General features: G+C 66.8%; 4 protein-coding genes and 1 pseudogene. All 5 read right to left on the reverse strand.

The window, feature by feature from the left end:
* Window positions 1–10: 10 nt before the first annotated feature.
* A complete protein-coding gene (locus tag ABFB10_RS20340) occupies window positions 11–1,780 on the reverse strand; it encodes a sensor histidine kinase (RefSeq protein ID WP_347167899.1) in 1,770 nt (589 codons plus the stop codon).
* Window positions 1,781–1,817: 37 nt separating this feature from the next.
* A complete protein-coding gene (purQ, locus tag ABFB10_RS20345; protein WP_347168079.1) occupies window positions 1,818–2,483 on the reverse strand; it encodes a phosphoribosylformylglycinamidine synthase subunit PurQ in 666 nt (221 codons plus the stop codon).
* A 492-nt stretch (window positions 2,484–2,975) separates the two neighbouring features.
* Window positions 2,976–4,562 (reverse strand): annotated as a pseudogene (locus ABFB10_RS20350) (methyl-accepting chemotaxis protein); the annotation flags it as partial.
* A gap of 106 nt (window positions 4,563–4,668) precedes the next feature.
* Window positions 4,669–4,899, reverse strand: coding sequence for a phosphoribosylformylglycinamidine synthase subunit PurS (purS, locus tag ABFB10_RS20355; RefSeq protein ID WP_347167900.1), 231 nt, complete (start codon window positions 4,897–4,899; stop codon window positions 4,669–4,671).
* 131 nt (window positions 4,900–5,030) lie between these two features.
* Complete coding sequence (locus tag ABFB10_RS20360) at window positions 5,031–7,202, reverse strand: right-handed parallel beta-helix repeat-containing protein (protein ID WP_347167901.1); 2,172 nt, start codon at window positions 7,200–7,202, stop codon at window positions 5,031–5,033.
* Between the last annotated feature and the right edge of the window lie 282 nt (window positions 7,203–7,484).

A 7,484-nucleotide genomic window follows, 5' to 3' on the forward strand; every position in this document is an offset into this window, starting at 1 on the left:
ACTGCTGTCTTTACTCCGCAGCTTCCGTCTTTTCATTCAGAACGGGCAGCTGCATTTCGAACACAGCGCCCCCGTCCTCGCCATTGCGCGCGGTCAGGCGACCGCCCAGTTCGGACACGATGCCCGAGGAAATCGCCAGTCCCAGACCCACCCCGTCGCCGGGCTGCTTGGTCGTGTAGAATGGCTCGAACAGCGACTCGAGATCGGCGATCCCGTGCCCGTTGTCGCGCACGCTGAGCGTGGCGGTTTCCCCCGCCGCGAGGATGATTTCCACCTCCGGGTCATCCACAGACTTGGTGGCATCCAGCGCATTGCGCAAGAGGTTCACCAGAACCTGCTCGATGCGCATGCTGTCACCCATCACCATAACAGGTTGGTCCGGAAGGATTTTCGAGATCCGGACCCGGCGGGATTTCAGCTGTGGTTCCATCATCGACAGGGCAGAGGCCAGCGCGCCCGCCATGTCGACGGGGGTGAAGACCGCCTGCCCCTTGCGGGCGTAGGACTTCAACTGGCGGGTGATGGCGCCCATGCGTTCGATCAGGTCGTCGATGCGGTGGAAGGCGCTCAGCGCCTCGTCGGGGCGGTTGCGGTTCACCAGAAGGCGCGCGCCCGCGAGGTAGGTCTTCATCGCCGCCAGCGGCTGGTTGAGCTCGTGGCTGACCGCCGCCGACATCTCGCCCAGGGCCGCAAGCTTCGAGGACTGCTCGAGGCTCTGCTCGGCCACGGTCAGGTTCTTCTGCACACGCTCGCGCTCTGCGATCTCGCGCTGAAGCCGGGCGTTCAGGGCGCGCAATTCGGTGGATTCGCGCTGGAACAGCGCCATCCGCAGCGCCGTCTTGCGCGACAGCGCGTAGAAGACCAGCGCGGTCAGGATGGCGAAGCCCATGATTTCCAGCGCCAGCACGGCGTTCACCCGCTCGCGCACCGAGGCATAGGTGGTGAAGGTCGTCAGCGTCCAGCCGCGGAAGGGAATGCGCCCGTCGATGCGCATCACCGCCTCGCCCCGCAGGTAGGCGTCGGCCTCCTGCGCGGTCCAGTCGGCGGTGGCGCGGATGGCGCGTTCGATGGCGCCGTCGGCGGGCTGGCGTTCCAGCGCCTCCTGCGGGGTCAGCCCGCGCCAGCGCGGTTCCGTCGCAAGGATGATGGTGCCCGCGCTGTCGGTGACCATGACCGCGTCCGAGATCCCCGCCCAGGCGCGTTCGAACTTTGCCAGGTCGACCTCGACCACGATCACGCCGACCGTCTCGCCGGTGCTTTCCATCCGGCGCGCATAGGTGAAGCTGTAGTTGCCGGTCTCGCGCGCAATGGCGGTGAAGACGGTGGTATTGGCGCGCAGGGCGTCGACGAAATAGGGCGTCTCGCGGTGGTTCTCGCCCAGCCGGTTGCGGTCGGTGGCGGCCACGGTGCGGCCATCCTTGTCCAGCAGCATCAGCGAGGCCGCGCCGATCTCGTCCACGAAAGAGATCAGCCGCTGCGAGGACTGGCTGTAGTCCTGCGCGTTCAGGGCCGCAATCAGCGCGGCGTCACGCGCCAGAAGCTGCGGCACGATGGCGTTGCGGCGCAATTCAGAGATCAGGTTGCCGGAATAAAGCGCCAGCCGCAGTTCCGCGCGATTGCGCGTCGTCTCGGTGAAACGCTCGGTCAGCATCCAGTTGGTGACCCAGATCGTCGCGACCGCCGTCAGCAACAGCGTGACCAGCGCGGTCTGCGCCCGGCCCGAAAACGGGCCGGACCGGCGCGGGCGGCGGGTCTGGGGGGCTGGCGTGGGGTCAGACATGCCGGGCAGAATAGGCTTGACCGGCCCCACTCTCAAGTCAGGCGCTCGCCAGCGCCTCTGTCAGATGGGCGAAAAGGCGCGCACCATCCTCGTTGCCATGGGCGCTTTCCGCCGCCCGTTCGGGATGCGGCATCATCCCCAGCACGCGGCGGTTCTCTGACAGGACGCCCGCGATGTCACGGGCCGAGCCATTGGGGTTGTCGGTGTAGCGGAAAGCCACCAGCCCCTCGCCCTCCAGCCGGTCCAGTGTCGCCCCGTCCGCGAAATAGTTGCCGTCGTGATGCGCGATCGGCAGGGCGATCTCTGCCCCGGCGCCGTAACCATCGGTATAGACGCTGTTGCCCTCGGAGCGCAGGCCCACCGTGCGGCAGATGTATTTCAGCCCGGCATTGCGCAACAGCGCCCCCGGCAGAAGCCCGGTTTCGGTCAGCACCCGGAAGCCGTTGCAGATGCCAAGGACAAAGCCGCCGCGCTCCGCATGCGCCTTGACGGCGCCGACGATGGGCGCATTGGCGGCGATGGCGCCGCAGCGCAGGTAATCCCCGAAAGAGAAGCCACCCGGAACGCCGACGATGTCCACGCCCGAGGGCAGCGCCGTATCCTTGTGCCAGACCATCTGCACATCCAGTCCGGCGTTGCGAAAGGCCGTGGCCATGTCGCGGTCGCAATTGGACCCGGGGAAGACGATGACGGCGGCTTTCATGGGCAGGCTCCTCGGCTGGAACGGCAGGACGGAAGGGATCGCCGGATTCGGCGCTCTGTCGCGGCTTCTAGCACAAGAGGCGCGCAAGGGAAGCGTCGCCCGCGTCGCAACAGGGGGCGTTGTGACCCACGGTGGGGCTTTCTGCTCAGAATTCGTCCCAGTCGCCCGGCGTGGCCTCGGCAGGCACCGCAGGCCGGGACGATGCGCGCCCCGCCGTCGCGACGGCCCTCGGCATGTCTTGCGGGCTGTCCCTGCGGCTGGGGCTGGCGGCCACCACGGCCTCGCGCCAGCCGCCGGACTGCGCCGGTTCCCCCGGGCGCTGCCGGTCTGGAACCGGCCCAGCGTCAGGGCAAGGCGCTCTGCCTCGATGTTCAGCCCCTGCCCCGCCGCGCTCATCTCTTCGACAATGGCGGCGTTCTGCTGGGTCGTGCCCTCGAGGGTCTGCACGCTTTCGTTGATCTCGCCCATGCTGGTGGTCTGCTGGCGGACTGCTGCGGCGACACCGCTCATCAACGTGCCCAGCTTCTCGATCTGTTCCTGAACCTCCGTCAGCGAGCTGCCGGTGCGCTGCACCAGTTCGCTGCCCTGCCGGACCTCTTCACCCGACGAGGTGATCAACGTCTTGATCTCCTGCGCCGACAGGGCCGCGGTCTGCGCAAGGCTGCGCACCTCCGAGGCGACAACGGCAAAGCCCTTGCCCGCCGCCCCGGCCCGCGCCGCCTCGACCCCCGCGTTCAGGGCCAGCAGGTTGGTCTGGAAGGCGATGTCGTCGATGGCCGTAATGATCTGGCCGATCTTCTCCGAGCTTGCCTCGACCCGGTTGATCGCCTCGATGGCGCTGCGCACCACCGCGCCGCTTTCGTTGGCAAGGGTGCGGCTGGCGCCCGCCAGCATGTCGGCGTCATCGACGTTTCCGGCAATCTCCCGGGAAGAACCTGCCAGCCGGTTCAGGGCCTCGGCGCTTTCGATCAGGGTCGCGGCCTGCCCCTCGACGCGGCGGGCGATCTCATCGGTGGTCGCGCTGATCTCGGCAGCGCTGTTGCGCACCGTCAGGGCAACGCCGTCGGCTTCGTCGAGGGCCCGTGCAAGGCTTTCGACTCCGTGATCGAAATCGTCACGCAGGCCCTGATACTCCGCCGGAAAGGCCGCGCCCTCGATCCGGGCAGTGAGATCGCGCTCGGCCAGCCGCGCCAGCCCCCCGCGCAGGGCTGCGACAACCCGCTCCTGTTCCTGCCTGCGCAGCGCGGTCTGCGCCTCCACCGTTTGCGCCTCGATCAGCTGACTGCGGAAGCCGTCGACCACGCGCGCCGTCTGGCCCAGGGCGTCCGGGCGATCGGTTTCCGGCACCGGGCTGTCCAGATCGCCCAAGCTCATCGCCTGCAACCGGTCCGAGATACGCGTCATCGGGCGCAGCGCCCCGGACAGCAGCGCCAGCACAAGACCCACCCCCAGCACCGCCGCCGTCACCGTGACGAGGATCGTCTTGCGCATCAGGCCAGAGACCTGCGCATCGACCACCGTGCGATCAACGCCGACGTAAAAGATCCCGACGGGCCGCCCGTCGGCGCCCATGATCGGCTGATACAGCGTGTAATAGGGCCTGCCGAGGATCACCGCCTCGCCCCGGAAGGCCTGTCCCACCATCATCGCGGCATGCACGGGGCTCTCGCGGCCAAGCCATGTGCCCACCGCGCGGCTGCCGTCGGGCTTGACGATATTGGTGGTCAGGCGGAGGAAATCGCCCTCTTCCGGCACCCAGCCGAACAGCGTCGCCGTTTCGCCCGAGATGCGCCCGACCGAATCGATCAGGTCATGCCCGGCGATTTCCGGCACGGCGTCCCAGCGCAGGCCTGCAACGGTCCCGGCGGTGTCCGTCTCGACCCCGATCCCGGGAAACGCCCGCGCGAAGCGGTCGATCAGGATCCGCAGCGACTGGTTCTGGCGCTGCTGCGCCGTCTCCCGTGCCGCCGCGCCCGCCTCCAGGAGGAACATGGCCGCCAGTCCAAGGCAGACACAGAAAAGCAGCGCCGAGAACCCCAGTCCCAGCACCGCTTTCAAGGAATTTCCGAACCGTTTCATCACGCGCGCCCCAAGCTGCAGAACCTTGGGGCCGGTGATCGCGAATTTCAGCAAAGGACCGATTAACGAGGCCCCGCCTTTTCGCCGGGATTTGAAGAAAGTCCGGTCAGATCGTCTCGAATCGGTAGCTTTCGATCACCGTGTTGGCGAGCAGCTTCTCGCACATCTCGGCAATCGTCTCGTCGCTGGTTCCGTCCTCCAGATCCAGTTCGATCACCTTGCCCTGACGCACCGCGTCGACCCCGGAAAAGCCCAGCGATCCAAGCGCATGGCGCACCGCCTCGCCCTGGGGGTCGAGAACGCCGTCCTTCAGCATCACATGCACGCGTACCTTCATGGCCGTCCCTTTCCCTCTGGCTGGCATTGGGCGCTTGGAACCCGATCGGCGCGGGAAATGCAAGCCCCCAGACGGAAATGAACCGCCCCGGTCGCCCGGCGCGGCCCCCCTGCCAGCCCATCGGGCGGCCCTTACTCCTTGTTGCCGCGGCGGATCACGCTGCCCGCCCCCTCTTCGATCCGGAAGGCACCGGCGGCATTGGCTGACAGGTCGTTGTCCTCGTAGGTGCCGCCCCCGCCTTCGCGCACCCGGATCGCCTCGTAGGAATTGCCGTGGATCCTGTTGGCGCGCACGATGGGCGCCGAGTCGCCCTTCACCGAGATGCCGTAAAAGGCGTTGTGGTGGATATCGTTGTTCTCGATGACCCCCTTGCCCCCGGAGTGGATGTAGATCGCCGACTGCGCGCCGTCACGGAACTCGTTGTTCCGAACCGTCGGGTTGGCCCCGGTGGTGATCTCGAGCCCGCTGAAGGTATTGGCGTAGACGGTGTTGTTCTCGATCCGCGCGGTGGCGCCATCGGATACCATGATGCCGCCCTGCTGGCTGTTGCGCACGATGTTGCCGGTGATCAGAGGATCGTTCGCGGCCTTCACCTCGATATTGGCAAGCGCATTGTTGAAGATGGTGTTGCCTTCGTACCGGCCCTTGCCGCCCAGATTCACGAAAAGGCCCGAGCCGCCGCCGTCCCGCATGGTGTTTCCGCGCACAATGGGATCCGCGCCTTCCTTGACCTCTATGGCGCCGAGAGAATGGCCGAACAGCGCGTTGTCCTCGATCAGGGCCTTGCCCTCTTCGAACAGGAAAATGCCGCCCTGCGCGCCGTCATGGATCACGTTGCGCCGGATCGTGGCGCCCTCGTTGGCGCGCACCGCCATGACCGCCAGGCCTTTCGAGGTGATGTCGTTGTCCTCGACGATCACCGACCCGGCCGCGATGTGAAAGCCGAAATACGTCCCGCCGTCCTGGATCAACGTCATATTGGCGACCCGCCCGGATTCGGCGGTCCAGCGCACGGCGTTGTCTTCCGCCGCCTTGATCACGATGTCGGCGCGGTTGCCGATCCCGACGATCTCGACCGGCTTGGTCACGTCGAGGCCCTCGGTATAGGTGCCCGGGTAGACCTCGATCCGCATGCCCGGCTGGGCTGCGGCAATGGCCGCCTGGACAGAGCTGTAATCGCCGCCGCCCCCGGCCTTGACCGTCAGCGCCCGCATGTCGGATTCCACCGGCGCGCGGCTCGGGACAGAGCATTCGCGCTGGATCACCCGCTGCGCCATGGAGGCGAAGGTGTGATCGCCGCATTCCGCGACATAGGTCTCGTAACCCGCGCAGCCGATGATCTTGGCCTCGGTCCACAGCGCCAAGCAGCTGTCGCCGGTCGCGGGCGCAACCGCCACCGGTCCCGGCGCCTGCCCGACCGCACGCGATGCCTGCTGTTGCGCCACCGGACGCGCGGCGGGCTGCTCGCCCGAGGCATCGCGCAGCACCCGGCTTTGCGCAAGAATCCGCGTCATCGGGATCGCCATGTTGAAACCGGTGCGGCTGTCACCCGCATGGTGCAGCCCGATCACCCGCTTGTCGCTGAGCCGGATCACCGGAGAGCCCGAGTTGCCGCCCAACGTGTCGCAGGAGTGCATAAGCTTGCCCTCGGCGCTGATCGCCGGGATCGCGGCGGCACAGCCCTCGCGGCTGATGTGCTGCGACTGGCCCTGCGGATGGCCGATGATCCACAGGAACTCGCTGTCCTCGGGGTCGGCGGCGGCCAGTTCCAGCTTGCCGTATTTGGTCGAGGGGTTCCCGAAGACCCGCAGCACGGTGTAATCCAGCTCCCGGCTGGTCTCGACGATCTGCGGGCTGACCGTGAAACGGTCCACGCCCTGGGAATTCCCGGGCTTGATGAAACCGGCGACGAACTGCGCCGCCAGCACGCCGGAGACGGCACCCGAGGGATCGCCGCCCATTCCGGGAATGCAGTGGTGGTTGGTCACGATGTGCTGGTCATCGACGATGAAGGCGGTGCAAAAGCCGGTCTTGTCGCCCTCGAACAGCATGTCGAGCCGCCCGATGGGCTTGCCCAGCCGCACAATGGGGCTGTTCTCGCCGTAGGTGATGATCGGTTCGTTCTGATAGTCCCCGATGGCCTGCTCGAACACCAGACCGGTGCTTCCCGCGCTCTGGCGCGGCTGGATGATGATCTTGCCGAAATCGGCCAGATCGAATTCCGCCGGAGCCCGGGCCACGGCGCCGCCCGCCCACAGGGTGACACCTGCGGACAGCACAAGGGCTGCGAAAAGCGGACGCATGACAATATTCCCCTGACCATGGATATGGCCAAAGCCTACCTCCGCCCCCCGCGACGCCAAGCAAAGAATATCCGGCGCGACAGGCTTGGCCCGTATCCCAGTCGGAAGGACCGCCTCGGAGAGAGCGCCCCCGTCAGTGCCCGCACGAGGGCCTCGGGCGCGTGTCTTCGTGGCCCTCTCAGCCATGGCCGCAATAAGAACACAAAGAGAACAGAGCCGACCGATAAACGCGGACGCTACGGGGAGCAGGTCATTTTTCGGGGATTTTTTGGATTTTGGACG

The organism is Ponticoccus litoralis (assembly GCF_039769985.1).
GTDB classification, from domain to species: Bacteria; Pseudomonadota; Alphaproteobacteria; order Rhodobacterales; family Rhodobacteraceae; genus Ponticoccus; species Ponticoccus litoralis.